Here is a 24,081-nt window from a genome sequence, read left to right as displayed (position 1 = left end):
ACTCACAGGTCTGGAAGACGCTGTGAGGTCTGGTTCTGGTGCAAATATAGCAGATTGTGGAGGGATAGTTGGTAAGGTAAGTATACTTTGTGGAAGGAGAGCAAGGATTAGTATTGATCACCCTTTTATTTGACTGCGGTATTGAAAGATGTTAAATTTATACTAGAATGGCCTGTGGATTTTGTATAGACTGTGACTATGAAAAAGCTAACCCTCTTAATTTTATTGTTTTTCTCCTCAATGTATGCTGTGCAGGCACAGGGTGTCGGGGCTAAGTTCCCTGCAAGTGCTGTAAAAGCTGACCTAGAGTACCTGTATAAAACTCTGGAGAAGGCAAACTATAATCTATATGCTTATGTCAGTAAAAGTGAGTTTGATAAAGCTTATGCAAATAGTCTGAAGGCAATCAGTAACAAGGATTCTGTAAGCCTTTTAGAAGCAACGAAGCTTTTCCAGAAGTTTGCAGCCACTGGAAACTTAGGTCATACTGAGGTTGATTTTCCGGCACAGCCATACATTACTTATGCATATAACGGCGGTACTGTCTTCCCCCTGGAACTGGCTTTTGAAGACGGCAAAGCCTTTATCCGCAAGAGCTACACAGATAACACGGAGATTAGGGCAGGCCAGCAGCTATTAAGTATAAACAAGGTGCCTGTTAAAAAAATACAACAGGAAATCTATCCTTATATCTCGGCAGAAAGACCATACTTTAAGGATGTTAAGCTGGAGTTTTGGTCATTGCCCAGGTATTATTGGGCCGTGTTCGGTGAGGAAGATACGTTTCAGGTACAGGTAAAAAGCGCCAATGGAAAAGTTGAGACACGCAGCTTATCTGCAATTCCGGTACTGGATTATGAGGGAAAAAGAAATGAGATTACAAACTCACAACGCTTCTTCGATATTAAGCATGACGTAGCCTACCTGAACCCGGGACCATTTAGCTCTGCCAAAGAAAATGGAGAGGAACAATTCAGAGCTTTTATTGACTCAGCGTTTGCTGATATCAGTTCTAAGCAAGTAGAGCATCTTGTTGTTGATTTGAGAAATAACCAGGGTGGCGATAACTCTTACTCCGATTACCTTATTTCCTATTTTGCGGATAAGCCTTTCAGGTGGTATTCAAAGTTTAGTTTGAAAACGAGTGAGGTATTGAAAGCACAAACCAGGCAAAACACACCGGAAGATAAGATAGAAGATTATGCCAAAGCTATCCTGAACCATAAAAATGGGGAGGTGTATGAGTATACTTTTCCGGAGCAGAAGCCGGTTGACGAAAGCAAGCGGTTTACAGGAAAGATTTATGTGCTGGTGAACCGACACACTTACTCCATGGCGGCTGTAAGCGCAGCACTTATACAAGACTATAATTTTGCGACTATTGTAGGCGAAGAAACCGGTGATGTGCCAACACTCTATGCCTCTCAGTTTAGCTTCCCCTTGCCCAACACAGGTGTTGTGGTTAAAGCCGCTAAAGGCTATATTGTGCGCCCCAACGGAGATGAAAGGTTAATCGGTGTAATGCCTGATATAAAAGTGAGAGATCATCTGATTGATGAAAAGGATGAGATTATGGACTACACGCTGAATAAAGTCATCAACTCTTCCGGTCCAAAAAAATAGTTGTGTATCCAAAGTATGATTCCAAGTATAAGGCGCATTCAGCCATCCGATAACCAGCCCCTGGCCGATTTAATCCGTCAGGTATTCCGGGAATTTAAGATAGACAGGCCCGGCACGGTTTACACAGACCCTACCACAGATGCACTCTATGAGCTTTTTCAAAACCCGGCCAGCGCATACTTTGTAGCCGAAGCAAACGGTGTAATTGTTGGCGGCTGCGGTGTTTACCCGACGGAGGGGTTGCCAGATGGTTGTGCCGAGCTGGTGAAGTTTTACCTGGCTGCCGATGCCCGGGGAAAGGGAGTAGGCAATCAGCTTATGCAGCAAAGTATAAATACGGCCAGAGAGTTAGGTTATAAACAGTTATACTTAGAATCGTTTCCGGAGCTGGCAAAGGCTGTGAGCATGTACGAAAGAGCCGGTTTTAAACCTTTAGCGCACGCAATGGGTAATTCAGGACACTATGCCTGTAACATCTGGATGCTGAAACAACTATGAGTATACAAAAAGCCTATAACAGCTGGGCCTCGCAATACGACACCAACAAAAACCGCACCCGCGACCTGGAGGCTGTTGCTTTGCGTGCTACCCTGAAGAATATACTTTTTGAGTATTGCCTGGAGATAGGTTGCGGAACAGGCAAAAACACCGAATGGCTGATGCGCAGAGCCATTCATGTTACGGCCGTAGACTTATCAGAAGAGATGCTGAAAAGGGCTGAAAGGAAAGTTAGTTCTAATAAGGTTGCGTTCATCCAGGCCGATGTTACTCAGGACTGGGACTTCCGAAATCAGCAGTACGACCTGGTTAGCTTCAGCCTGGTGCTGGAGCATATCTTAGACCTGGGCCACATCTTTAAAGAAGCTGCAAAAGCACTTAAGCCGGGTGGTTATGTTTATGTTGGAGAGTTGCATCCCTTTAAGCAGTACGCCGGCACCAAAGCCCGGTTCGATACCGAAGAAGGCAGGCAGGAAGTGGAGTGCTATACGCACAACGTGTCAGATTTTGTGCAGACTACAAAGCAGCACGGCCTGAAAGTAGTGGATTTGAACGAGTATTTCGACGATAATGACCGGACCGGTATTCCACGTATACTTACCATACTTTTGCAGAAAGTGTAGGATAGAGAAAGTTTTTCCCAAAATGTTTTCATCCCCCTACCCCCTTCAAAGGGGGACATTCAGCATAAGTATACATCTCAACGCTTATACTTTTAAGGTATTCTTACAGCACGCAAAGCCCAGAGGTAATTAGCAAAGAGGCCTCAATTCATTACAGTCCCTCTTTGAAGGGGGCGGGGGGATGAAAATCATGTAAAGAATAACTTTGTTAGGATGGGGTAACTGCACACAAGTATAAAAACAAAAACGCCCCGACATCAGCCGGGGCGTTTTTGTTTTCAAAAATCTTAAAGCTTAGTGCTTTGCAAGGTAGTTAGATACACCTTCTTTTGTAGCCTGCATTGCCTCTTTGCCTTCAGACCAGTTTGCAGGGCAAACTTCGCCTTTCTCTTCAAAGTACTGCAGGGCATCAATCATGCGCAGGGCCTCGTCGATAGAACGGCCAAGCGGAAGGTCGTTTACAACCTGGTGACGAACTACGCCTTCTTTGTCGATCAGGAACAAGCCACGGTAAGCAATCGGCTCACCAACAAAGATAGACTCGCCTTCTTCGTTGTAGTCATAGTAACCAGCTAAAACATCGTAGTTCTGTGCGATAGTTTTAGAAGCGTCTGCTACAAGTGGGTAAGCTACACCCTCGATGCCACCCTGGTTGCGTGGCGTGTTCAGCCATGCGAAGTGAGAGAAGTGCGTGTCGGTAGAGCAACCTACCACGGCTACGCCTTTGCTTTCAAACTCTTCCATTCTGTCCTGGAAAGCAATGATCTCAGTTGGGCACACAAAAGTGAAGTCCATTGGGTAGAAATAGAAAATTACGTGCTTCTTGCCAATGTACTGCTCAAGAGAGAAGTTCTCTACAAATTCTCCGTTTACTACGGCTGTTGCTTTAAAAGAAGGTGCTTTTTTACCTACTAATACTGCCATTGTTTATTTAGTTTTTGAGTTAATAAATTCTACTTAGATAATCGTTTTTATACTTATTTGCTTGTCAGGCTCCACCTTATGCCCCGTCAACTGCACCGAAAACCCTTTTATCTCGAAGTTCTGCAGTTTTCGTCTGCTGAAAAAGTCGGTTAAAAGCTGCTCCAGTTCTGCATCCTCAAAATCAACGATCTCTTTGGTTTTGCTGCAAAAGATGTGATTGTGCGCGTGTGTGTTGGCATCGTAGCGTTTGCCGCCTTCCTCAGATAAAGCCCTTTTGATCAGGCCTGTCTCTACAAAGGTATCCAGGGTTTTATAAACCGTTCCCAACGATATGCTTGGGTTGGCAGGTTTCAGGCGCTGGTACACTTCCTCGGCGGTGGGGTGGTGCCCATGCAGTTCCATTACCGCTTCGAATACAACAATGCGCTGAAGCGTGGCTTTAAGGCCACCTTCTAACAGGCGCTGTCGTAACTCATCTCGGTTTAGGTTTTGCATTACTCAGGTAAGAATAATTCTCAACTAGGAATAGTTCCTGCAAATGTAAAAGGAATAGTTAAGAGTTGAAAGTTGACCGGTGATTTAAGTGATTTTTTTGATTAAGTATGATTGTTAGAAACTGAAGCTGTTTAGAGCTTTGATAAAAAAATGAACCCGCCATTGTTGGTGTTTCCATAAACAATGGCGGGCATTGGCTATTATACTTGCTGGTGATAACACGCAGCAAGGGCAAGCAGTATTGATTTTAATAAGTTCTAAACAAGCTCACTGATTGATGCGCTGTCAGATTGTAGAGAACAACAATTAAACCATTTAACAATCAACAATCAACAATCAACAATCAACAATCAACAATCAACAATTATCTCCCCTTAAACTCAGGCTTTCGCTTCTCCACAAAAGCGTTCATCCCTTCAGTCTGGTCTTCAGAGGCGAAGCAGAGGTAAAAGTTCTTGCGCTCAAAGTATAAACCTTCGTCCAGGTTGGTTTCGAAAGAGCGGTTAACGGCCTCTTTTGCCAGCTTTGCCGCCACCGGCGACATCTGAGCAATGTCTGCAGCCAGTTTAAAGGCTTCGTCTAAGTATAACTCTACAGGTACTATACGATTGATAAGGCCATGTTTCTCGGCTTCGGTGGCAGACATGAATTTGCCGGTAAGCACCATCTCCATAGCTTTGGCCTTGCCAATGGCTTTTGTAAGGCGCTGTGTGCCGCCTGCACCGGGCATAACCCCGATCCTGATTTCAGGCTGCCCAAACTGGGCTGTTTCAGACGCCACGATCATATCGCAGGTCATGGCCAGTTCGCAGCCGCCACCCAATGCAAACCCTGACACTGCCGCTATAATCGGCTTCTTCGTTTTACGGATCTGGTCCCAGGTAGAGAACTGATCGATGTTGAGCATGTCGATGGCGGTTTTGCCGGCCATCTGCTTTATGTCGGCACCGGCAGCAAAGGCCCGCTCATTACCAGTGATAATGATGGCGCGCACGTCATCGTTATCGTCGAGTTCTTTTAGCGCATCGCGCAATTCGCCCATGAGCTGCAGGTTAAGCGCATTTAACTCTTTTGGTCGGTTTAGCTGAATTAAGGCAATATGCGGCTGTGCCTGTGGGGTAACAAGTATAAACTCCATGTGTTTTATTTTGTGATCAGGAATAAATGAAAGCCTGAAGTTACGGCTTTTAACCAAAGCATAAAAAAAGCCCTTCAAAGGGCTTGTGGATAGCTAGATTGCTGGGCTGCTGCTGTGTGACTTTTCGCGTTTGATTACTTTATGGTAAGGCACATGCTCCTCCGGTTGGCTCTGGTCTGTGCTAGCAGGTTGTTTAAAGTTCTGTACGCTGGCTGCATCAGCTGGGAAAGCTACTCTCTTTGTTCTTACCAGCACACCTGTTATTAATAAGGCAAACAAAACTATTAATTTAAAAACGAATGTGGGTGTAAGTTTCTCAGCCATTAGTACACTTCAGTTAGTCAGCTCCTTTTCACAGGCTTATCTATACGCAAAGAAAATATAAAGTTTTAACAATATAAATTATTTGAAACTTAAAGTTGTAAAAATTAAAGTAAATTTTTCCACAGCAGGAGTTTTGAACGAATCAAACCTTACCTGCATACTGCCTGAAAAGTAGTTCGGGTTCTCTGCTCTAAAAGTATAGCTTTACCCTCCGTCATCATACTTATGCTGGCAGCATCGTAGTTTTTGATCGTGAACAGCTGCAGGTTAGTGTTATAGTGAATGGTAAACTGGTCTTGCAGCGTTTCGATCAGGCGCTGCAGCCGTTCCTGGTTATAGTCTGTGCAGATGGAAAAGGAAATGGCGGAGTTCTGCATCATGTTGATCTTAAGGCGAAGCTCCGATAAAGCGTTAAAGATAGTGCCCAGGTTTTTCTCTGAGATAAATGTAAAGTCTTTTACGCCAAAGGAAACAAGGCACTGGTTCTCTTTAATGATAAAAGCTGGCACAACCACCTCATGGCGGCAATCGCAGATCTTGGTGCCCTCAGCTTCCGGGTTCAGAAAAGATTTAACATAAAGCGGAATATGTTTATTAGCCAGCGGTTTTACCGTTTTCGGATGTATTACAGATGCGCCATAGTATGCCATTTCGATGGTTTCCTGGTAGGAGATCTCAGGGTAACGCACGGTATTCGGGAAGTACTTAGGGTCAGCATTTAACAGCCCTTCTACATCTTTCCAGATATACATGCCCTCAGCATCCAGGCAATAGGCAAAAATGGCCGCACTGAAATCGGAGCCTTCCCTGCCGAGGGTGGTGGTGAGCCCGTTGTTGGTGCCGCCCAGAAAACCCTGCGTAACCACCAACTGGCTCTGTAAAAGTTCCGGAATGTCACGCTTGATGGTGCGCTCTGTCCAGCTCCAGTCTATTTTGCCCTCGCGCCAGGTCGTGTCGGTTTGGATATACTTTCTGCTGTCAACCCAACTGTTCTGAAGGCCTTGCCCCAGCAAAAAGTGGTGCAGCACCGTAGAGGAAAATAATTCGCCGAAACTTACCACCTGATCGTAGTATTTATCGTACGAAGCTCCGGACGGAAGACTTGTCAGGGTATGGCGAAGCTGGGCAAACAGGTGTTCCAGGCGTTCATGCACCGGGGCATTCTCATCAGGAAACAACTCATGGGTAATCGTGCGGTGGTAGCTGTAACATTGCTGCAACGCATCTTCAAAAGACTGGTGCTTGTAGGCCAGCTCAAAAATTTGCTCCAGGGCATTGGTGGTTTTACCCATAGCCGATACCACCAGCAAAAGTTGGTTTGCGTTACCATTTTTTTTGATGATGTAGGCTATGTTACGAAAAGCTTCGGCACTTTTTACAGAAGCGCCCCCAAATTTGTATACTTTCATCCTGAGCTAGTACGTTTGCCGTAAAAATATGTATACTTCATTATATTAACTAAAATTGATACTTTTGTATCAGGTTAAAACTTTACTTTATGAATGACAAACTGGCGTTACCTGTAGGCACCACCCTTGACAGGTTCATCATGCGAAAGCAGGAGGATTTCCCGTATGCAACGGGAGAACTGTCTCAGTTGCTGCGCGATATAGCATTGGCAGCGAAAATTGTGAACAGAGAGATAAACCGTGCCGGGTTGCTGGATGTAACCGGAGCCTATGGCAACCAGAATGTGCAGGGCGAAGAGCAGCAAAAACTGGACGTAATCGCCAATATCCGCTTTATCCGTGCTTTGCGTAACGGAGGTGAGGTTTGTGCGGTTATCTCGGAAGAGGAGGAAGAGATTATCCAGACTGGTAACACCAAAGGCAAGTACATCGTTGCCATGGACCCGCTTGATGGCTCCTCTAACATTGATGTGAACGTTTCGATCGGTACTATTTTCTCGATCTACAGAAGAACCTCCGAAACGGGCTGCGACGGAACGCAGGAGGATTGCCTCCAGAACGGTACACGCCAGATTGCGGCAGGCTATATCATCTATGGCTCATCAACGATGCTGGTGTACACAACCGGCCACGGCGTAAATGGGTTTACCTATGAGCCTTCGCTTGGAGAGTTTTTCCTGTCTCACCCTAATATCATAACACCACATACAGGAAACATTTACTCCTGCAACGAGGGTAGCCTGAACAGTTTCCCGGAGGGTGTTAAGAACTATGTGAACTATTGCAGGGAACAAGGTTATTCTGCCCGTTACATCGGCTCGCTGGTGGCGGACTTTCACCGTAACCTGCTAAAAGGCGGTATTTACTTTTACCCATCTACAGCCAAGGCGCCTAATGGTAAACTGCGCCTGATGTACGAGTGCAACGCCCTGGCTTTTATAGTGGAGCAGGCAGGCGGTAAGGCTACAACCGGCACGCAGCGCATCATGGAAATTGAGCCTACGGAACTGCATCAGCGTTGCCCGCTAGTGATCGGCTCTGCCGAGATGGTGGACAAGGTAGAAGAGTTTATGAAAGCGGAGGCTTTGGTTAGCTAAGAAACCTGATCAGAAATATAAAAGAAAGGGGTAGAGGCCAGACAGGTTTCTGCCCCTTTTTTATTTCAGGGCCTTGAGAAAAAGCCTGTTTTACCGGGTGCTGTAGCGCTGGCGTAGTTCGGCTTTTTGCAGTTCGCGTTTAAGTATAAGGCGCGCAATTCGTTCTGCTATCAATTCCTGGTCGTCTGTAATCATCGCCTCCTTCACTGCTTTTTCATCCACATCAATGCGGTACAGTATGTGCAGCAGCCTGGCCAGGTCTGTGTTTAGCAGGTGCAGCACCACCCTCGACAACTTGTACAGCAGCGCCTCCAGGTTTGAAACCGGTAGGTTCTCTACATCAAACAGCTGCTGCAAGCGTGTGCTCGTGCTGGTAATAATGGCGGGAGTATACTGCATGTTAAAATTCTGGGATGTGCTAAAGTATAAACCAGAACGCCCTCCTGTGTGGGAGGGCGTTCTGAAAATAAGCTGTTATTCTTTTGTAGCTTTTGACTTCTTGGATTTGGTAGCTGCCTTTTCTTCGTTCTTTTCAGCAGTTTCCTCCTCTGTAGCTTTCTCTTCTTCTTTCGTAAAGCCTATGTGTTTGTTTAGGATCAGGTACCAGTTTGCCAGCTTCTTCATGTCAGAAGTATAAACTCTGTCCTCATCGTAGTTTGGCAGTACATCGCTCATAAACTGCTGGTACTCCTCATTGCTTGGCTTCTCGCTAAGCGGCAATTTGTCGCCATACTTTTCGTGGATGCGCTCAAACACCTCAGCCAACGGAACAGTACCTTCCTCGTCGGTGGTGTAGATGGAGATCTCATCCAGGATAGACATACGGTGACGTGCCTGAGCAACCATTGTTTTCGGGTTTTCCTCAAGGCTCTGCACAATAACACCGGTGCGCGTTGGCTTTACGATTTGGTAAAGGCCGCTTTGGCCAGATATGGCCGCAACTTGTCTTAAATCAATAGGCATAGTAAAGTATAAACTGTGTTTTTATAGTTTAAACAAAATAGGAATACTGGCATCAACTGCAAAGCCAGGGGCACTAAATTTTAAAAGTCTTGTAACGCGGAGTGCTTCTTCGCCTGTTCCGGCCCCTGCGTTTTTAAGTACTTTAAAGTTAGATAAAGACCCGTCAGGGTTTAATGTGAATCCAATGATGCAGGTACCCTGAACGCGGTTTCTTTTGGCCATGGCAGGGTACTCCAGTTCTTTGTAAACGGCTTTGTACATGGCCTCCATGCCGCCGTCATAAAACTCTACAACCGGAGGCGTTTTCTCAGGTGTCCATACTTTAGGCTCGTCTTTCTGCTCGGTGGCCGCCTTGTTTTCTGTGGTTTGTGCCGATACAGTTATAGTTGCAAAGGCAAATAAAATAAAAAGGAATGCGAATTTAGTTTTCATAAAGGGTAAAGTTAAAATCTTGTGTTAAGAGAACAGCAGCAGGGGTGCCGTAAGTTTATACTTCCTGTCAGGGATTTTGTTTTTGGTCTGCCGCAACCTGCTCGTTTATCTCGTCAATATAGCTCAGGATCTCATCTTTGCCAATGCGTTTCTCCGAGGAGGTTTTAAATATAAGTGGAAGTTCTTCCCAGGTTTTGCGCAGTTCGGCCTTATAGGCAGCAATAGTGGCATCGGTTTTAAGCGACGACTGCTTATCAAGCTTTGTGAACACTAGCACAAAAGGTACGCCCATGTTACCGAGGTAGTCGATAAACTCCAGATCCTGCTTCAGAGGCTCATGCCGTGCGTCTATCAGCACAAACACACATGTCAGGTTTTCACGCTTCTGAAAGTAGAAGTTGATCATGCGGCGCCACTTCTCTCTAGAGTCCTTGCTCACTTTGGCATACCCGTAGCCTGGCAAGTCTACCAGGTACCAGCTGTCGTTTATCAGGAAGTGGTTGATGAGCTGCGTTTTACCTGGCGAGGATGATGTTTTGGCAAGGCCCTTCTGGCCGGTAAGCATATTGATCAAAGATGATTTGCCCACGTTAGAGCGGCCGATAAAAGCATACTCCGGCTTGTCTGGTGCCGGGCACAGCTCCACTTTGGTGTTGCTCATCAAAAACTTAGCTTCCTTTATCTCCATGCCTAATTTGTGTTGCCACCCTCTGTTATATTCAGCTATAATAGGAGGGATAGCTGTAATTTTATTAACTTATGCTGCTTTAGGTATTTACCAGTATACGCACCTCAAAGTTAAGCTTATTTTTTCAAACATGATGTTCCATAGCTCAAACATAAGCGCCTGTTTAAGTATAACGGGTAATTTTCTAAAACAGTATCTGGTGCGTGTGGCAACAATGCCGGTAAAGTATTTACTGGGTTTTGCACTGCTGTTTATACTTTGCGGGGCAATTGGTGCAGGCGGCGAAGCACGCTATATACGGCGGGCCGATGTTGCCTTTGACCTTGAGAACTATAGCCTGGCGCTGGAGCTCTATAAGAAGGCGCTGGACATCAACCCCGAAAGCCTGAAGGCGAACTATAAGGCCGGCTACTGTTACATGGAGCTGCACGAGCCCAAAAAAGCCAAAGTATACTTTAAAAAGGCCTTCGATATTTCACCTGCCATCACGGATTACCTTATTTTGCTATACCTGGCAGAGGCGCACCATCAGGATTATGAGTTTGAGGAGGCCCGTAAATACTACCAGCAAGAGATGGCCCGCACGCCACGCACCGACAGGCCTTACATACAGTTTCTGCAAAAACGGATAGATGAGTGTTTTGCCGGAAGCATACTTTTAAATAAGCCCTCGGTGGCCGAGGTTGTAAACCTGGGCAAAGGCGTAAATTCATCTTTCTCGGATTACCTGCCGGTTTTCTTGCCCGGCGACAGTACCATGCTGTTCACCACACGCTACCGGCACTCGGATAAAAACGGCTTGCAGACTGATGAAGAAAAGCTGAAGCTTGCCCGCCATGGGTTAAAAGGTTGGGAAGAGAATAACAAAGCGGCTGTAGCCATCCGGAAAGGCGGTCATGGGCTGGTAAATATCAGTATGCAGGGAGACAGGATTTATACTTTCCATCCAGCTAAAGGACTGCATGTGGCCATGCGTGAGCAATCTGGCTGGGGAGAGCCGCAGCCTTTGGGGTACCCTTTTAACGAAGGCCAATTAAACGTATCCATTTATATTACCCCTGACGATAAGTACGCCTTTTTCTCCAGTAACCGTGCCGGCGGGATGGGTGGTCTGGATATTTATGCCACATCGAGGCAGCCAGACGGCACATGGGGGCCGGCTGTAAACCTGGGGCCAAGTATAAACACCGCCTTCGACGACGATGCCCCTTTTGTAGACATGGTTACCCATACTTTATACTTTAGCTCGATGGGCCATAACACCATGGGTGGGTTTGATATTTTTAGCAGCAAATTAGAGAATAACGAATGGGGGCCTGCCCAAAACCTGGGCTACCCGATCAACTCAACCCACGATGATCTGTACTTTGTGCTTAACCGTAGCAGAACCAGCGCATTTTTCTCTTCAAACCGTGCAGGGGGCTTCGGGGGCAAAGATATTTATCAAGTGATTTTCCCTGGCAGGTAGCACTGTAAATCCCTTTTCATAAACAATAGTATTGATTTTTAGCGCTGCAATTCTGCACTAAAATGAGGCCTTTATACTTCTGGGATCAAATCATAGTTGAAACAGCGATTAAGGGTGTATTTAGTGCAATGCTTTAATAAATTATATGGTAGCGGCGTATTCTTATATATAATAAATTGTCTATATTTGCGATGACGACAATTTTATATTGGTTATCTTACAAATTAAGCTGTAAGAAGCAGTAGTGTGGGGGTTGGAAATGAGCTTCAGGTGTAAGATTAAATAAACATTGCCTGTCATAACATATACTAAATTTAATATTGGCCGTATAGAAGCAAGGCAAACTATATGCCTTACATTACTAACAGCCGGTATACCAGGCTAAGAGTACGAACTTGAACATCCAAATATAACAAACCCTTTACAATATGAGCCATCTAGCTAATATGTTGACACGGTTTACATTACTGCTTTCTCTACTGCTTTTGCTTACTGTAACTGTGTCGGCACAAAGCACCAGAAAACAATATAGGGCCGCCAACAAGTTTTTTGATAAGGAAAATTACAGAGCTGCAATTCCGCTTTATGAGCAGGTTTTATCCAGCGACCCAAATAATGCAAAAGCTTTGTACCGTGCAGGCATCAGTTACCTTACTTTTGATAAAGAAAGAGCGGCAGACTACCTGTACCGTGTTCAAAAACTAAAGCCTAACGTAGACCGCGACCTGGAGTATTGGCTGGGCCGCGTAGACCATATCAACTACCGCTTCGATAGCGCAATCGATCATTTTAAAAAGTATCAGAAAGAGATACCTCGAAGAAATGAGGAACGTCGTGAAGAGGTGGCTATGCTGATAAAGCATGCCCAGAACGCGAAAAAAGAAGTGGCAAACCCGAAAGACGTATTCGTGAAAAACATGGGTGGCACAATTAACACGGCCTACTCAGAGCACAGCCCGGTAATCTCTTCCGATTTCAACTACCTGCTGTTTACCTCCAGAGGCGAGCAGGCTACTGGCGGCAAAGCTGCCCGCGATGGGGAATACTACGAGGATATCTTTGAAACCAGAAGAATTGAAGGTGATAAGTGGGAGCCTGCGCGCAAAGTGCCTGGTGCCCTTAACGGTCCTGGCCACGAGGCCTCCATCCAGTTGTTTGACAATGATACCAAGATGCTGCTTTACTCCTCCGTGAACAACGGCGACATCATGGTTTCTGAAAGACAGGCAGATGGCTCATGGGGTGCGCCTAAAAGTATAAGCGATAAGGTAAACACCCGCGATTTTGAGTCGGATGCATACATTACCCCAGACGGGAATACGCTGTTCTTCTCTACAAGCCACTACTCAGAGAACGGTGACCTTGATATTTATGTAGTGCAGCGCAACAAGAACGGTACATGGGGTACGCCTCGCAGCTTAGGCACTACCATCAATACGCCTTTCGACGATGACAGCCCATACCTTGCCAAGGATGGTACATTGTTCTTTGCTTCCAGAGGTCATAACACAATGGGAGGGTATGATATTTTCTCTGCCAAGTTTGACTCAGTGGCACGCCGCTGGAGCCGCCCTGTAAACCTGGGTTCTCCAATCAACACCCCTGATGATGATACTTATTACCGCCTTGCCCCGGACGGAAGCTACGCTTACCTTTCTTCTTACAGAATTGGCGGCTACGGCGAAAAGGATATTTACACGATCAACTACATCCGCAATGCGCAGGTAAAAGGCCAGGTGTTCTCTAAAGTTGACAGCACACTGATACCTGGTATCGAACTGATCTTTAACTCAACGCAGGCGGATAAGCGGCCAATATCATACAGGGATGTTACGCGTCCTGATTCTGCTACCTATGCCGTGCAGGTATTGTCCGGTCGTTCATACCAGGTTCAGCTTTCTAAAGATGGCAAGTTGATAACTACTGAAGTTGTTGAAGTGCCAATGTCGCTTTCTGATACAACCACTATTAAACGCGACTTTTACCTGGATTATGTTGACAAGGACGGCATCAAGCCAGGCGTAGTGGCAACAGGCAAGTTTGCGATGCAGAACATTTACTTCGATACCGACAAGTATAACCTGCGTCCGGAGTCGATCAAAGAACTTGACAATATTGTGCGCATCCTGAAGCAGAACCCTAACATCAACGTAAGTATAGAGGGCCATACGGATTCTCGTGCAAGCGAACAGTATAACATGACGCTTGGTGAGAACCGTGCCGGTGCTGCTTACGACTACCTGGTGAAACAGGGCATCTCGCCGAGAAGACTGGTAACAGTTAGCTACGGAGAGCGCAGACCTGCAGTACCAAACACATCTGCCGAGAACATGCAGCTGAACAGAAGAACAATTTTCAGAGTAATTCCGCGCGAGGGCGACAGCCAGCAGCAGAATGAAAAGATCAATCAGCAGATGAACAAGAAGAACTAAAGTACAGGCCTTTTAAGGCAGATCATACTTACCCGAAGCAGGCCAGACCAGGAGTTTGGCCTGCTTTTTTTATATTTCGGAACATAAACTGCGGTTAATAGTTTTAGGAACAGTATTTTTGCCTTATTATACTTTACAATTAACCCATGGCGGTACTACCTTACAAAGACCAGAACGACGACAAGAAATCGCAGGTAGCCACAATGTTTAACAATATTGCCGGCAAATACGACTTCCTGAACCATTTCCTGAGTGCTGGCATCGATATTATCTGGAGAAAGAAAGCTGTTAGCCTGCTGGCTCCTGAAAAACCAAAGTTTGTATTAGACATTGCCACCGGCACCGCCGACTTTGCGATAGAGACACTGCGCCTGAACCCGGAGAAAATAGTTGGGGTAGACATCTCGGAGGGTATGCTGGCCGTTGGGCGTGAGAAGCTGGCAAAGAAAGGCCTCACAAATAAAATCGAGCTGAAGTATGGCGACTCCGAAAACCTGCCGTTCGAGGATAACACCTTTGACGCAATTACCGTAGCTTTTGGAGTGCGCAACTTTGAGAACCTGAAGAAAGGCCTGTCGGAGATGAACCGCGTGCTGAAGCCAGGTGGAACCGCAGTTGTACTGGAGTTCTCGAAGCCGCGCAGCTTCCCGATGAAACAGCTTTACCAATTTTATTTTAAGAATATACTACCGGTGGTAGGTAAAATCGTTTCAAAGGATAACGCTGCGTATACTTACCTACCAGAGTCGGTACAGGCTTTCCCCGACGGTCAGGACTTTATCCGCATTTTTGAAGAAGTTGGATTTAAAAACACCAAATGGCATTCACTCACTTTCGGCATAAGCTCGATTTACACTGGCAAAAAATAAGCTTTCTGGGGCTTATGCTTGCGTTGCTTTTAGGCAGCCAGTCAGCACAGGCACAAAAAAAGATAGAGCAGCAGAACAAACCAGGCTACGACGACAAGGTCGTGCACTATGGTTTTTATCTGGCCGCGCCCCTTACAAAGTATAACATACAGCACTCGCAGGAGTATGCCGACCAGCAGGCAAACGACCCGGGTGGCGGCGGAAGCATGGCCGTTAATGCCAAAGTATCGCCTGGGTTCTATACCGGACTGGTGCTGGACGTTAAACTGGCAGAATACCTGAGTGCGCGCTTTGTGCCAGGCGTTGGGTTTTACGGCAGAACCATAGAGTATGGCAACGCCCCCCAGCAAACTGGCGAACGCAAGGATGTTACCAAGACCATCAGTTCCACCATGATCGAAATGCCTCTTTTGCTGAAGTATAAAGCAAAGCGGCGCACAAACTTCCGGATGTACCTAGTGGGTGGTATAAAGCCTGGCATTGACCTGGGTAATGGACGCAGCGGAGATGATGTTGAAAATGAACTGTTGGTTGATAACTTTGACCTGGCCGTTGAGTATGGCTTTGGCTTAGATATCTTCTACCCATACTTCAAGTTTGCCCCTGAGATTAGGTTCTCGCATGGCTTGCTTAACCAGCATGTTCCCAACCCAAGCATTTACAACACAAGCATTCAGAAGCTGACAAACCACAACGTTTCGTTTATACTTTTCTTTGAGTAAAAGATGACCAAAACCGCATTAGTTACAGGAGCCACTTCGGGTATTGGCCGCGCCACCGCCATTGAACTGGCCAGTAAAGGTTACCAGATCATAGCCACCGGCAGGAGAGAGGACCGCCTGGAAGAGCTTAAAGACATAATCAAAGAGGTGCCGGTTTATACGATGGCATTTGATGTGCGTGACAAAATGACTATAGAAGAAGCCTTTGGCGCGTTGCCGCAGGCCTGGCAGCAGATAGAAGTGCTGGTTAACAATGCGGGCAATGCCCATGGTCTTTCCCCGATACAGATGGGTGATGTGGATGACTGGGATGCCATGATCGATATAAATGTGAAAGGTCTGCTTTACGTTAGCCGTGCCGTACTGCCATTTATGCTCAAGCACAAGAAAGGGCATATCGTTAACATTGGCTCTATTGCCGGAAAAGAAGTATATGCGAACGGTAACGTATACTGCGCCTCCAAATTTGCCGTAGATGCCCTGTCAAAAGCCATGCGCCTCGACCTGGTTCAGGAAGGTATAAAAGTATCGGAGGTAAATCCGGGACTTGTAGAAACTGAGTTCTCGGAAGTGCGCTTTAAAGGCGATAAAGACAGAGCAGCCTCTGTATACCAGGGCTACCAGGCCTTGCAAGCCCGGGACATCGCAGAACTGATCAGCTTTATGGTTACACGCCCAGCCCATGTAAACCTGGCAGAGGTACTTATACTTCCGGCAGCCCAGGCTTCTGCTACTACTGTGGTGAAGGGGTAACTCTTAGTTATAGAAAAAGCCCCGCTTCCTAATTTAAAAAGGAGGCGGGGCTTTTCATTTATGGGCTATCTGTCACTTCCAGCAAATCTTATACTTCTTGATTAGAAGAAGGAAATCTAATCCAAATAATACCTGAGTAACCAGCCCTCCGCGTCAAATTCATTTGCTTTAATATCATCGTCTATCTTCACAGAGGTATGTTTTTCAACATTATACTTGTTGCTGTAAGTAGAATCGGTGATGTGGAGCTTATTGCCTGTTTTGTTGTTTCTTGAAACCGTATTGTAAGTGTCGGCGCCGGCACCGCCCCAGATACTGATTTTAATTTTGGGTTTTACGTTGCCAATCACATTAAAATGGTCATCGCCACCAAGCCCGTATAGCTTAATTTCACTTGTTGTATTGGCATACACTGTGCGCCTGTAAAGCAGTTGCTTCACTTTCCCATCCTTGTCTGTTTTAAACACATCAACGTTTATCTCGTCTTCCGACACCACCTCAATATTAAAAAGTTCGTGCTTATCTGAGCCTACCAAGGTAACCTCTTTTGCAAGTACGGCAAAATAACGCTGGGATATGCTTTGCAGCTGATTTCTACGGCTTTTAAGCTTCTCAAGGGTTTCCGACCCGGTAAGATTGTATATTGGATCTGGCATTGCTTTAACTGCCTCTTCCAGAACCTGATCTGTGAGTGCTGCCTGAACACTATCCGTCACTTCCTGCCAATCCTTCCATTCAAGTTCGGCAAGTATAAGTTCGTCCAGGTTGCGTCCGCTTAGGTTCAGTTTCTCAACTTGCTTCAGGTTCTTTCTGAAGGTCTGGAAATGGGGTTTAAATCCAAGTCGTTTAAAAACCCAGGGTATAATGCCGTCCTCAAATTTGTAGTACACATTGTCCCGGTCTCTGGGGATGGCGCGGTAAGTATGGGCATTGTGGTTATGTTCAAACTCTGCCCAACGCCAGTTATCCTCATGTCTGCTCCAGTCCCCGACCAGCATATCCAACAGTCGTGCCCGCAGGTAAAAACGTGCATCAAACCGGGAGTCGTTGTCGGTAAGGCGTTCTGTAATTGCAGACCGGGTACTCTTGACGCGTGAGGCATTGCCCAGGTGCGGGTTATCCGACTGATCACCGTCTGGCCGGCGCTCCAGCAGTGCCAGGGTGCCCCCTATGCTGTCGCGGTAAACACCCAGCCGTGGGTCGTGGGGCACATACACCAACTCCGGTTTCAGGTGGTAAATCTTTATAGCCTCTGCCATGGGCGGTATGGTAAGCGCACCGTAAGGGTTAGTGGCAGAAGTGGCATCGCGCACGATATAGGCCAGGTAGCTTCGCTGCAGCTTTTCCGAGAAAACGCTTGCAGGCTCCTTGTCCAAAGAGCGGATCACGTATTCAATACTGTCAGGGTTTTGAAGGCGCAGGTTTATAGTTTGCCTGCTGCCACCCATTTGCAGGGGTTTTAAGCCTCCTTTTGCGGTTCCGATGTCCAGTACCTTTGCTTGTACAGGTGTTTTCCAGATGTCGCGGTAATGGTCTCCGTAGAGTAAAGTATGCAGCCAGCCTCTGTCGTAATGCTCACCGGCGGCCAATGTTATCGTGCTATCAGAGAAATCGGGTGTTTGGTTACCAGCAGCAGGAGGCGCCGGTACCTGTTTCACGGTATGGATAAACCTGTTGCTGCAACTACTGATAGTTAAAGTAAACAGCAACAACAGGCACATTCTATATATTCTTGTTAGATTCATGTTAGGTTAGCATCTCCCGTTAAGATTTGCACTTACAATTGTTTGTAAACTATACTTTTTACAGACTAAAATCCTTCCCTGTCAAAAGCATGGACGCGCACATCGTTGGTGCGTTTATCTTTTGTGGTGGGACCGGCCTCGAGTTCGGTGCCACGTTTGGTATCATATACCCAGGTTTTTTTACCACCGCTTTTTACCTCCGAGGTATCCTTTATCTCGTCCTCGCCACGCCCGCCAACAATCTTTATTTTTATACCTTTGTTTACCTTCCCGCTAATCTTAAACTTGTCGTCCTCGGCAAGGCCATATAAGGAAATTAACTCTGTTTCGGACCGGTAGAATGTTCGCCTGTAAATCACATTGTCATCTGATTTTCGCCGTACTATCACCTCAGTCCTGTCATCATCCAGGCGTTTTACGATAAACTCGTCTTCCATGTCGGTGCCTACCACCAGCACCTCTTTCGCCAGATGCTCATAAAACTTGTTGGCGGCCTCATGCAATTTGTCGCGCCTCTTCATGAGCTTGTGCTTTGTACTCTCACCCACCAACTGGTATACTGAGTCCGGGAAATTGTTTACAGCCTTTTCAATCACCTCGTTGGTTATACTGGTCTGGAGCACTTTGGCAAGGGAGTCGAACTGGGCACGCGTAACCATGGCCAGGGCCCTTTCATCTATAAACTTGGAGTTGATCATAAGGGCGTATATATCGTTGTACTCCTCATCAAAAGACTCAAATTTTCGGATAGCCCAGTTTCTGCTGAAGATCCAGGGAATGATGCCATCCTGAAATTTATAGAATACATTGTCGCGGTCCTTGGGAATAGGACGGTAAATATGATTGCCTTTTTCGTCATACTCGGCCCATTCCCATTGCCCTTCGTGGCGGTCCCAGTCATGGATCAGTATATCGAAAAGGCGGGCTCTTGCAAATGCCAACTGGTCTATAAAATGGTTGTCTTCATCGTAGCGTTTGTTCAGCACCTCACTGGAGTTTACAATATCAATGGCATCGCCTAGTTCAGGGGTAATAGCACGTTTGTCGTTATACTTTTCCTCGATGGTAAAAAGCCTGTCGCTGAACTTCGCCTCATGCTCTCCAAAGGATTTATCGTTGGGTCTTACATAAACCAGCTTTGGTGTGGAGTGGGGTATGCCCGCTGCTTCGGCCATAGGCGGCAGCACGAGTGCTGCATAGGGGTTTATGGCAGATATCTGGTCACGGAGAATGTTCAACACAAACGTGTCGCGCCATACTTTGGGGAGTACAAGGGCAGGGTCTTTGTCCAGTGAGCGCAGGGCGTAGGTAAACCCGTTTTTATCTGACAGGGTAAGGCTTGTTGTCTGGAAACCGCCTCCCAGCTTCTCCATTTTAAGGCCTCCTTTGGTGGTGTTCATATCAAAAACAGGCACTTTTACCGGCGCAAGCCACACAGGTCGGTAATGTTTCCCCCAGAAAATATGGTGTAAGAATCCCCGCTTATAATGCTTGCCAGCCTGCACCAGCACTGAGTCTGTGGTGCCCGGGTTTTCCAGTAGTTTTTGGCGCACTTCAGGGTTAACCAAAGGGGTTTTTGCATAGAAGTTCTTACGCACACAACCCGTAAGCAACAGTGCTGCCACTATAAGTATAAGGTGCACAAGGCGTATGATCATATATTTGAATTTTCAGTTTTAATCAACCCTATCTAACGTAAAATGCCGTTAATGTTTTCACGTGAACGGCTTCAAGGTTTTAGGGAAAGACAAGAACATGCATGTAGAAGTGCTTGAAAGGTGCCGGGAGGATTTCGGAAGTGCCTGATGTGGAGGAGTATAAAGTATGAATTACCGAGTGGCTACACTACCTGGTTTGCCGACTTATACTTATAGAAGCAGATTTAATTCACCCAAGTTGCGATTCACCCACCCATAAAGAGCTGCGCTCGCTAGCTCAAAACGCTCGTTTTGGCTAGTTCAGAGGAGAGGAATTTTGCTCGTGCTTGATATTTCCCTTTGGGGGTCGGGCAACTCGACAAAAAGAGGAGCCGGGGGAGGTTAAATTCCCCTCTTGAGAGGGGCGCAGGGGTGTGTTTACACCTGCCTGGGTTGTCATATCTCGCAACTTGAGTTAATTACACAAATTGCTGCTGATGACAACTATTAAGCGGAAACGTGAGTTGATGGACGGAATAAAAGAAAAAGTGCCGTGCTTATACTTTAGACTTTGCCATTCTTTCTAGGGGCCTTAACCTGCCTGCTGTTGGCCTATTCCTGTAATACCAGATCAGGTAGCCAGTTATGGAAAGTATGCCAGGCAACAGGCCGCCAATGCAGTAGAGAAGCTTAACAAGATAGCCCGCGTAATCGCCAAAATGGGTTGCCTGAAGTATAGTGAAGAGGCGCTTCGGCAGTGGCTGGTCGCGGAGAAAGTATGGTTGGCCCATTTCTCCGGTAGTATAATCTACAGGAATGCTACTATAGTGAGCGCCATAATACAGTGGGTCTGATGATAACCTGCCCAGAAAGTATAAAGCCCCTGACCCGCTTGGCGGGACGCTAATGTAAGTTACTTCAAAGCCGGGGTAAGCTGTGGAGATGTTTGCCAATACCTTGTCTATGGAAGCGGTAATTTGTGGTGTGGCTGGCACTTTGCTGTTATTACTGAGGGCATGCTGGATAACGATTATGGCTAATGTAAGGCCGGTTGTGCAAAGTATAAAGTTGAATACCAGTGCCCAAACGCCAATTATGCGGTGCAACCCAGAGAAAAAAGCCCGTCGGTTTCTAAGCGAAAGTTTCTGCCGGAACGTGATTACTTTAACTATGGATCTGCGGTAAAGTATAAGTCCGGTTGCGGTAAGTATAAGCAGCGCCACACCAACAAAAAAGACCACAATTTTGCCTGTAGTGCCAGATAGCAGGTTATAGTGCAGGTCCAGCAAAACCTGTGTGAGGCGATAGTGCGCTTTTTGGTTTGCCGAGATCACTTCTCCAGTTTCAGGGTGGACCGTGATCCACTGCCTTAGTTTGCCTTTCCGCAATTCATAAAGCAGGGCTTGTGTAGGGGAGGAGGGAAGGGCGGGGATTCGTATTTCCCATTCAGGATTGGCTGCCCGTATCTTCTCCAGCGAGGCATCTATAGACAGCGTTTTGGCAGGGGCTTTTAAAATGAAGGCCTCTTTAAAAAGGGCATGGTCTATTTCATCATCAAAAACAAGTATAGCACCGGTCAGGCTGATAACCAGGACCAAAGCCCCGGCTACCAGCCCCAACCAATGATGAATGGTAAAAATATGTTTGGTATACTTTCTCAACTGAGTTTACCACTTATAGGAAAAGCCTGCCTGCACTCGTGCCCCGGTTGCCCTTGTAAAGTAATCGTTGCGGCCATACCAGTAAGCCTGAGGCAGATAATACGCCTCGTCCAGCAGGTTCTCAATGCCCAGGTTTATCCCCAGCTTATCGGTAGCCTGATAGTTGGCAGCCAGGTTAAACACATTGAATGATTTTATCGGACCCTCACCTGATACATAGGCGCCTTTTGCGTTTGGCTCAAACCTGTCTCGGGTACCGGAGTAAATGTGCTGCAGGTTAAAGTTTAGCTTTTGCGTAGGCTTAAAGTTGATGTACGAAGTGATCTTTAAAGGCGGAATGCGTGTGCTGTTCAGGTAATTGTCAGCGGCATCGTTATATTCACCATTGTTGTCGAGGTCTACTTTACCCTCACTGTAAGCGGCATTGGCTCCGATTGTTAGCTTTGATGTTGCAAAAAAGTCAACCAGCGCCTCAAATCCCTGGATGTGCTCCGGGGCACGCTCAATGCTGTATACGCCTGCATCGTTTGCTTTTAAGTTTGCGCCTAGCTTGGAGGTACTTATAAAGTAGGCTCCGCTAAAGGCAAATTTACCCAGCCTGCTATGGAATCCGGCTTCGTAATTATTAACAATTACCGGCTCAAGGTTCATCTGAGAGATGTAGTTTTCTTTAGCGCCTCTTACATAACGGCCCACGTCTATCATAGAAAAACCCTGCGAGTAGCTAACAAAAGGCTTAAAAGCGTCTATGCCGATATAGCGAAGTCCGAAGTTAAAGGTGTTGGCATTGAACTTAAGCGTGCCTCCCTTTACATATTCGCCACCTGCACCAGTGGCCAGCACCAGCTGCTGAAAATCGTCGATACCGATGTTGACATTATCGAAGCGGTAACCGGCTTTAAGTATAAAATCACTGTTTATGTTTAGCTGCAACTGGGCATAAGGCGCCAGGTTTTTCAGGTCCATTTCAGGTACCCAAGTGCGGCCGTCCACGAGTGGCTGCGAAGTGATGTCGTTCAGGTAATCCAAGCCGTAGGTAACCTGTGCCTTAACTGAGTTGTGAAGATTTATAGGAGTGTTCAGGTTTAATCTCACCCCATTTTTATTCGAAAGTATAGTTGATTGGCCACCGTCCTTGAAGTATGAGGTCCAGCCGTAAACAGTGTAAAAGCTTTGCATGTAAGCACTCAGGTCCAGGGTAGTGTTTAAGAACAGGTTGCTGCCAGTGTAACGCAGCTGTGCGTTGTGGTTATAGCGTGTGCCTTCGTTTTCGCCCTTCACTTCGCCTTTCACCCCAATGCTTGGCGTTTCGCCATACTTGCCGTTCTGTAAAATATACTCCGTGTCCTGGCTGCTTCCGAAATAGTTATACATGGCCTCCACACGGTGCTTGTCGTTAAAATTGTAGCCAGCTTTTGCAAAACCGTTGTACAGGTTGGTTTCGCCTAGGCCGTAAAGTGGAGAGATCACGAGGCCTTCGCCGTCTTTAAGTACGCCTGTTTTCTCGTAGGTGCCACTTGCCACATAATCAAACTTATTTAGTTTGCCTGTAAACTGCTGTGAGATTCGGCCACCCAGGGTTTCCTGGCTATGGAAAGGCATGCCTGTTCCTGCAATAGAAGTATAAGCGCTAAATGGTTTTGTCGCATCAGGTTTCCTGGTAATGTAGTTTATCAAACCGCCATCTGCACCGTTGCCATATACAGCTGTTGCGCCTTTAACCACCTCCACACGCTCAATAGCGGCGGGGTCTATGGTACGCACATCGCGGCTGCCGTTGCGCAGCGGCGTAGACTGCGGTATACCGTCTACCATTATCAGCACATTACGTCCGCGCAGTGTCTGGCCTACGTTGCTGGTGCTGTTGCTGTTTAAAGCCAGGCCAGGTACAGTGGCAGCCAGTATATTAGAGATATTCGGGTTGATCTGAGTCTGTAGCTGTACCGTTTTAGAGTCCAGCACGTGCACTGAGGCTGGTGTTTCATCGAGGGCCTCCACGCTGCGGCTCGCCGACACGATCACCTCTCCTAAAGTATGGTGTGTGTTAGTGATGTTCAGGTTTTGGGTTAGTACTTGCCCGGCTGCCAGTGTAATGTCTTTTTTTACAGTAGTGTAGCCTACACCGCCAATCCGCAACACATAGTTGCCGGGTTTCAGGTTCTTGAGTTCAAAGTAGCCCTGCTCGTTTGTGTAAGTGCCAACTCCAGTACCCTCAATCGCCACCGTTACCAGGTTTACAGGCTTATTCTTTTCATCCGTAACTGTGCCTGCTATCGTGGCAGAATTACTTTGTCCGTTTGAAACTATGGTTTGCAGGAGCACAAACAATAGGAGTAGATATTTTTGCATCGTGATATTTAGCTTATTTAGAATGATTCTATTTTGATGCAAAAGTAGGGCGTGGTTTTATACCACGCAACCCTTATTTAAAATAATTCTAAATAGTATTGAGAGTCGGTTTCATAAAGTATACTTACTCGCAACTTGAGTTAATTATTCGGGCCTGTTCAGGGTTTAATAATACCTGACTCTGCTGCGTACTATCGCCAGCAAGTATACCATCCCAACCCTTTTTACTAT

At 46.5% G+C, this 24,081-nt stretch carries 21 protein-coding genes; 9 read left to right on the top strand and 12 right to left on the bottom strand.

From position 1 onward, the window contains the following. Positions 1-198 precede the first annotated feature (198 nt). From AC4BAP_RS03845 to AC4BAP_RS03835, 3 genes are read left to right on the top strand one after another with little or no spacing between them, the layout of a single operon-like run. On the top strand, positions 199-1,623 hold the full coding sequence (locus tag AC4BAP_RS03845; RefSeq protein ID WP_490581300.1) for a S41 family peptidase: 1,425 nt from the start codon (positions 199-201) through the stop codon (positions 1,621-1,623). 15 nt (positions 1,624-1,638) lie between these two features. After that, positions 1,639-2,121, top strand: coding sequence for a GNAT family N-acetyltransferase (locus tag AC4BAP_RS03840; protein ID WP_490581299.1), 483 nt, complete (start codon positions 1,639-1,641; stop codon positions 2,119-2,121). Continuing rightward, positions 2,118-2,744, top strand: a complete 627-nt coding sequence (locus tag AC4BAP_RS03835) for a class I SAM-dependent methyltransferase (RefSeq protein ID WP_490581298.1) — start codon at positions 2,118-2,120, stop codon at positions 2,742-2,744. Before AC4BAP_RS03840 ends, AC4BAP_RS03835 begins: the two co-directional genes overlap by 4 nt. Before the next feature lie 294 nt (positions 2,745-3,038). On the opposite strand, the gene AC4BAP_RS03830 is transcribed toward AC4BAP_RS03835, so the two are convergent. The 4 genes from AC4BAP_RS03830 to AC4BAP_RS03815 all read right to left on the bottom strand — a co-directional run bounded on the left by AC4BAP_RS03830 (position 3,039) and on the right by AC4BAP_RS03815 (position 7,034). Beyond that, entirely contained in the window at positions 3,039-3,668 is a 630-nt protein-coding gene (locus AC4BAP_RS03830; protein ID WP_490581297.1) for a peroxiredoxin, read from the bottom strand. A gap of 33 nt (positions 3,669-3,701) precedes the next feature. Further along, positions 3,702-4,163, bottom strand: a complete 462-nt coding sequence (locus AC4BAP_RS03825) for a Fur family transcriptional regulator (protein ID WP_490581296.1) — start codon at positions 4,161-4,163, stop codon at positions 3,702-3,704. Between the two features lie 364 nt (positions 4,164-4,527). Then, positions 4,528-5,301, bottom strand: a complete 774-nt coding sequence (locus AC4BAP_RS03820) for an enoyl-CoA hydratase-related protein (protein ID WP_490581295.1) — start codon at positions 5,299-5,301, stop codon at positions 4,528-4,530. Between the two features lie 473 nt (positions 5,302-5,774). Continuing rightward, positions 5,775-7,034 (bottom strand): aspartate kinase, encoded by a 1,260-nt coding sequence (locus tag AC4BAP_RS03815; protein WP_490581294.1) that lies wholly within the window; start codon positions 7,032-7,034, stop codon positions 5,775-5,777. 89 nt (positions 7,035-7,123) lie between these two features. On the opposite strand from AC4BAP_RS03815, the gene fbp reads away from it, so the two are divergent. Beyond that, positions 7,124-8,131, top strand: coding sequence for a class 1 fructose-bisphosphatase (gene fbp, locus AC4BAP_RS03810; RefSeq protein WP_490581293.1), 1,008 nt, complete (start codon positions 7,124-7,126; stop codon positions 8,129-8,131). A gap of 90 nt (positions 8,132-8,221) precedes the next feature. On the opposite strand, the gene AC4BAP_RS03805 is transcribed toward fbp, so the two are convergent. The 4 genes from AC4BAP_RS03805 to yihA form a co-directional block, all read right to left on the bottom strand. Beyond that, the gene (locus AC4BAP_RS03805; protein WP_490581292.1) at positions 8,222-8,530 is read right to left on the bottom strand and encodes a hypothetical protein; all 309 of its coding nucleotides are present in this window, start codon (positions 8,528-8,530) and stop codon (positions 8,222-8,224) included. Positions 8,531-8,605: 75 nt separating this feature from the next. Further along, positions 8,606-9,094 carry a DUF5606 family protein gene (locus tag AC4BAP_RS03800; RefSeq protein ID WP_490581291.1) on the bottom strand — a complete coding sequence of 163 codons (489 nt, stop codon included), beginning with the start codon at positions 9,092-9,094 and terminating at the stop codon, positions 8,606-8,608. Between the two features lie 21 nt (positions 9,095-9,115). Then, positions 9,116-9,526 carry an energy transducer TonB gene (locus tag AC4BAP_RS03795; RefSeq protein ID WP_490581290.1) on the bottom strand — a complete coding sequence of 137 codons (411 nt, stop codon included), beginning with the start codon at positions 9,524-9,526 and terminating at the stop codon, positions 9,116-9,118. 67 nt (positions 9,527-9,593) lie between these two features. Continuing rightward, the gene (gene yihA, locus AC4BAP_RS03790) at positions 9,594-10,214 is read right to left on the bottom strand and encodes a ribosome biogenesis GTP-binding protein YihA/YsxC (RefSeq protein ID WP_490581289.1); all 621 of its coding nucleotides are present in this window, start codon (positions 10,212-10,214) and stop codon (positions 9,594-9,596) included. Positions 10,215-10,344: 130 nt separating this feature from the next. On the opposite strand from yihA, the gene AC4BAP_RS03785 reads away from it, so the two are divergent. The 5 genes from AC4BAP_RS03785 to AC4BAP_RS03765 all read left to right on the top strand — a co-directional run bounded on the left by AC4BAP_RS03785 (position 10,345) and on the right by AC4BAP_RS03765 (position 16,458). Beyond that, positions 10,345-11,682: a tetratricopeptide repeat protein gene (locus tag AC4BAP_RS03785; RefSeq protein ID WP_490581288.1), complete on the top strand. Its 1,338-nt coding sequence runs from the start codon at positions 10,345-10,347 to the stop codon at positions 11,680-11,682. A 428-nt stretch (positions 11,683-12,110) separates the two neighbouring features. Continuing rightward, the gene (locus AC4BAP_RS03780) at positions 12,111-14,114 is read left to right on the top strand and encodes an OmpA family protein (protein ID WP_490581287.1); all 2,004 of its coding nucleotides are present in this window, start codon (positions 12,111-12,113) and stop codon (positions 14,112-14,114) included. A 146-nt stretch (positions 14,115-14,260) separates the two neighbouring features. After that, positions 14,261-14,983, top strand: a complete 723-nt coding sequence (ubiE, locus tag AC4BAP_RS03775; protein ID WP_490581286.1) for a bifunctional demethylmenaquinone methyltransferase/2-methoxy-6-polyprenyl-1,4-benzoquinol methylase UbiE — start codon at positions 14,261-14,263, stop codon at positions 14,981-14,983. 14 nt (positions 14,984-14,997) lie between these two features. Beyond that, entirely contained in the window at positions 14,998-15,705 is a 708-nt protein-coding gene (gene porT / locus AC4BAP_RS03770; protein ID WP_490581285.1) for a type IX secretion/gliding motility protein PorT/SprT, read from the top strand. Positions 15,706-15,708: 3 nt separating this feature from the next. Then, positions 15,709-16,458 carry an SDR family NAD(P)-dependent oxidoreductase gene (locus tag AC4BAP_RS03765; protein WP_490581284.1) on the top strand — a complete coding sequence of 250 codons (750 nt, stop codon included), beginning with the start codon at positions 15,709-15,711 and terminating at the stop codon, positions 16,456-16,458. Positions 16,459-16,574: 116 nt separating this feature from the next. Here the strand turns inward: AC4BAP_RS03765 and AC4BAP_RS03760 are convergent, their stop codons facing one another. From AC4BAP_RS03760 to AC4BAP_RS03745, 4 genes are all read right to left on the bottom strand, one after another. Continuing rightward, complete coding sequence (locus tag AC4BAP_RS03760) at positions 16,575-18,116, bottom strand: hypothetical protein (protein ID WP_490581283.1); 1,542 nt, start codon at positions 18,114-18,116, stop codon at positions 16,575-16,577. Between the two features lie 152 nt (positions 18,117-18,268). Continuing rightward, positions 18,269-19,861 carry a hypothetical protein gene (locus tag AC4BAP_RS03755; protein ID WP_490581282.1) on the bottom strand — a complete coding sequence of 531 codons (1,593 nt, stop codon included), beginning with the start codon at positions 19,859-19,861 and terminating at the stop codon, positions 18,269-18,271. 536 nt (positions 19,862-20,397) lie between these two features. Beyond that, entirely contained in the window at positions 20,398-21,501 is a 1,104-nt protein-coding gene (locus AC4BAP_RS03750; protein ID WP_490581281.1) for a PepSY-associated TM helix domain-containing protein, read from the bottom strand. Positions 21,502-21,507: 6 nt separating this feature from the next. Beyond that, entirely contained in the window at positions 21,508-23,850 is a 2,343-nt protein-coding gene (locus AC4BAP_RS03745) for a TonB-dependent receptor (RefSeq protein ID WP_490581280.1), read from the bottom strand. Positions 23,851-24,081: the final 231 nt, after the last annotated feature.

The sequence above is a fragment of the Pontibacter sp. GD7 genome (assembly GCF_058216375.1).
Note: the sequence above shows the minus strand (reverse complement) of the source record. Positions and strands in the feature narration are given on the sequence as shown.

What these genes read in the sequence shown, in the direction of transcription:
- AC4BAP_RS03825 (WP_490581296.1), bottom strand. Translation starts at nt 4,163, where the DNA reads ATGCAAAACCTAAACCGAGATGAGTTACGACAGCGCCTGTTAGAAGGT.
- AC4BAP_RS03835 (WP_490581298.1), top strand. Translation starts at nt 2,118, where the DNA reads ATGAGTATACAAAAAGCCTATAACAGCTGGGCCTCGCAATACGACACC.
- AC4BAP_RS03830 (WP_490581297.1), bottom strand. Translation starts at nt 3,668, where the DNA reads ATGGCAGTATTAGTAGGTAAAAAAGCACCTTCTTTTAAAGCAACAGCC.
- AC4BAP_RS03755 (WP_490581282.1), bottom strand. Translation starts at nt 19,861, where the DNA reads ATGATCATACGCCTTGTGCACCTTATACTTATAGTGGCAGCACTGTTG.
- AC4BAP_RS03805 (WP_490581292.1), bottom strand. Translation starts at nt 8,530, where the DNA reads ATGCAGTATACTCCCGCCATTATTACCAGCACGAGCACACGCTTGCAG.
- porT (WP_490581285.1), top strand. Translation starts at nt 14,998, where the DNA reads ATGCTTGCGTTGCTTTTAGGCAGCCAGTCAGCACAGGCACAAAAAAAG.
- AC4BAP_RS03845 (WP_490581300.1), top strand. Translation starts at nt 199, where the DNA reads ATGAAAAAGCTAACCCTCTTAATTTTATTGTTTTTCTCCTCAATGTAT.
- AC4BAP_RS03820 (WP_490581295.1), bottom strand. Translation starts at nt 5,301, where the DNA reads ATGGAGTTTATACTTGTTACCCCACAGGCACAGCCGCATATTGCCTTA.
- AC4BAP_RS03800 (WP_490581291.1), bottom strand. Translation starts at nt 9,094, where the DNA reads ATGCCTATTGATTTAAGACAAGTTGCGGCCATATCTGGCCAAAGCGGC.
- AC4BAP_RS03815 (WP_490581294.1), bottom strand. Translation starts at nt 7,034, where the DNA reads ATGAAAGTATACAAATTTGGGGGCGCTTCTGTAAAAAGTGCCGAAGCT.
- fbp (WP_490581293.1), top strand. Translation starts at nt 7,124, where the DNA reads ATGAATGACAAACTGGCGTTACCTGTAGGCACCACCCTTGACAGGTTC.
- AC4BAP_RS03795 (WP_490581290.1), bottom strand. Translation starts at nt 9,526, where the DNA reads ATGAAAACTAAATTCGCATTCCTTTTTATTTTATTTGCCTTTGCAACT.
- AC4BAP_RS03840 (WP_490581299.1), top strand. Translation starts at nt 1,639, where the DNA reads ATGATTCCAAGTATAAGGCGCATTCAGCCATCCGATAACCAGCCCCTG.
- AC4BAP_RS03745 (WP_490581280.1), bottom strand. Translation starts at nt 23,850, where the DNA reads ATGCAAAAATATCTACTCCTATTGTTTGTGCTCCTGCAAACCATAGTT.
- ubiE (WP_490581286.1), top strand. Translation starts at nt 14,261, where the DNA reads ATGGCGGTACTACCTTACAAAGACCAGAACGACGACAAGAAATCGCAG.
- yihA (WP_490581289.1), bottom strand. Translation starts at nt 10,214, where the DNA reads ATGGAGATAAAGGAAGCTAAGTTTTTGATGAGCAACACCAAAGTGGAG.
- AC4BAP_RS03785 (WP_490581288.1), top strand. Translation starts at nt 10,345, where the DNA reads ATGATGTTCCATAGCTCAAACATAAGCGCCTGTTTAAGTATAACGGGT.
- AC4BAP_RS03765 (WP_490581284.1), top strand. Translation starts at nt 15,709, where the DNA reads ATGACCAAAACCGCATTAGTTACAGGAGCCACTTCGGGTATTGGCCGC.
- AC4BAP_RS03780 (WP_490581287.1), top strand. Translation starts at nt 12,111, where the DNA reads ATGAGCCATCTAGCTAATATGTTGACACGGTTTACATTACTGCTTTCT.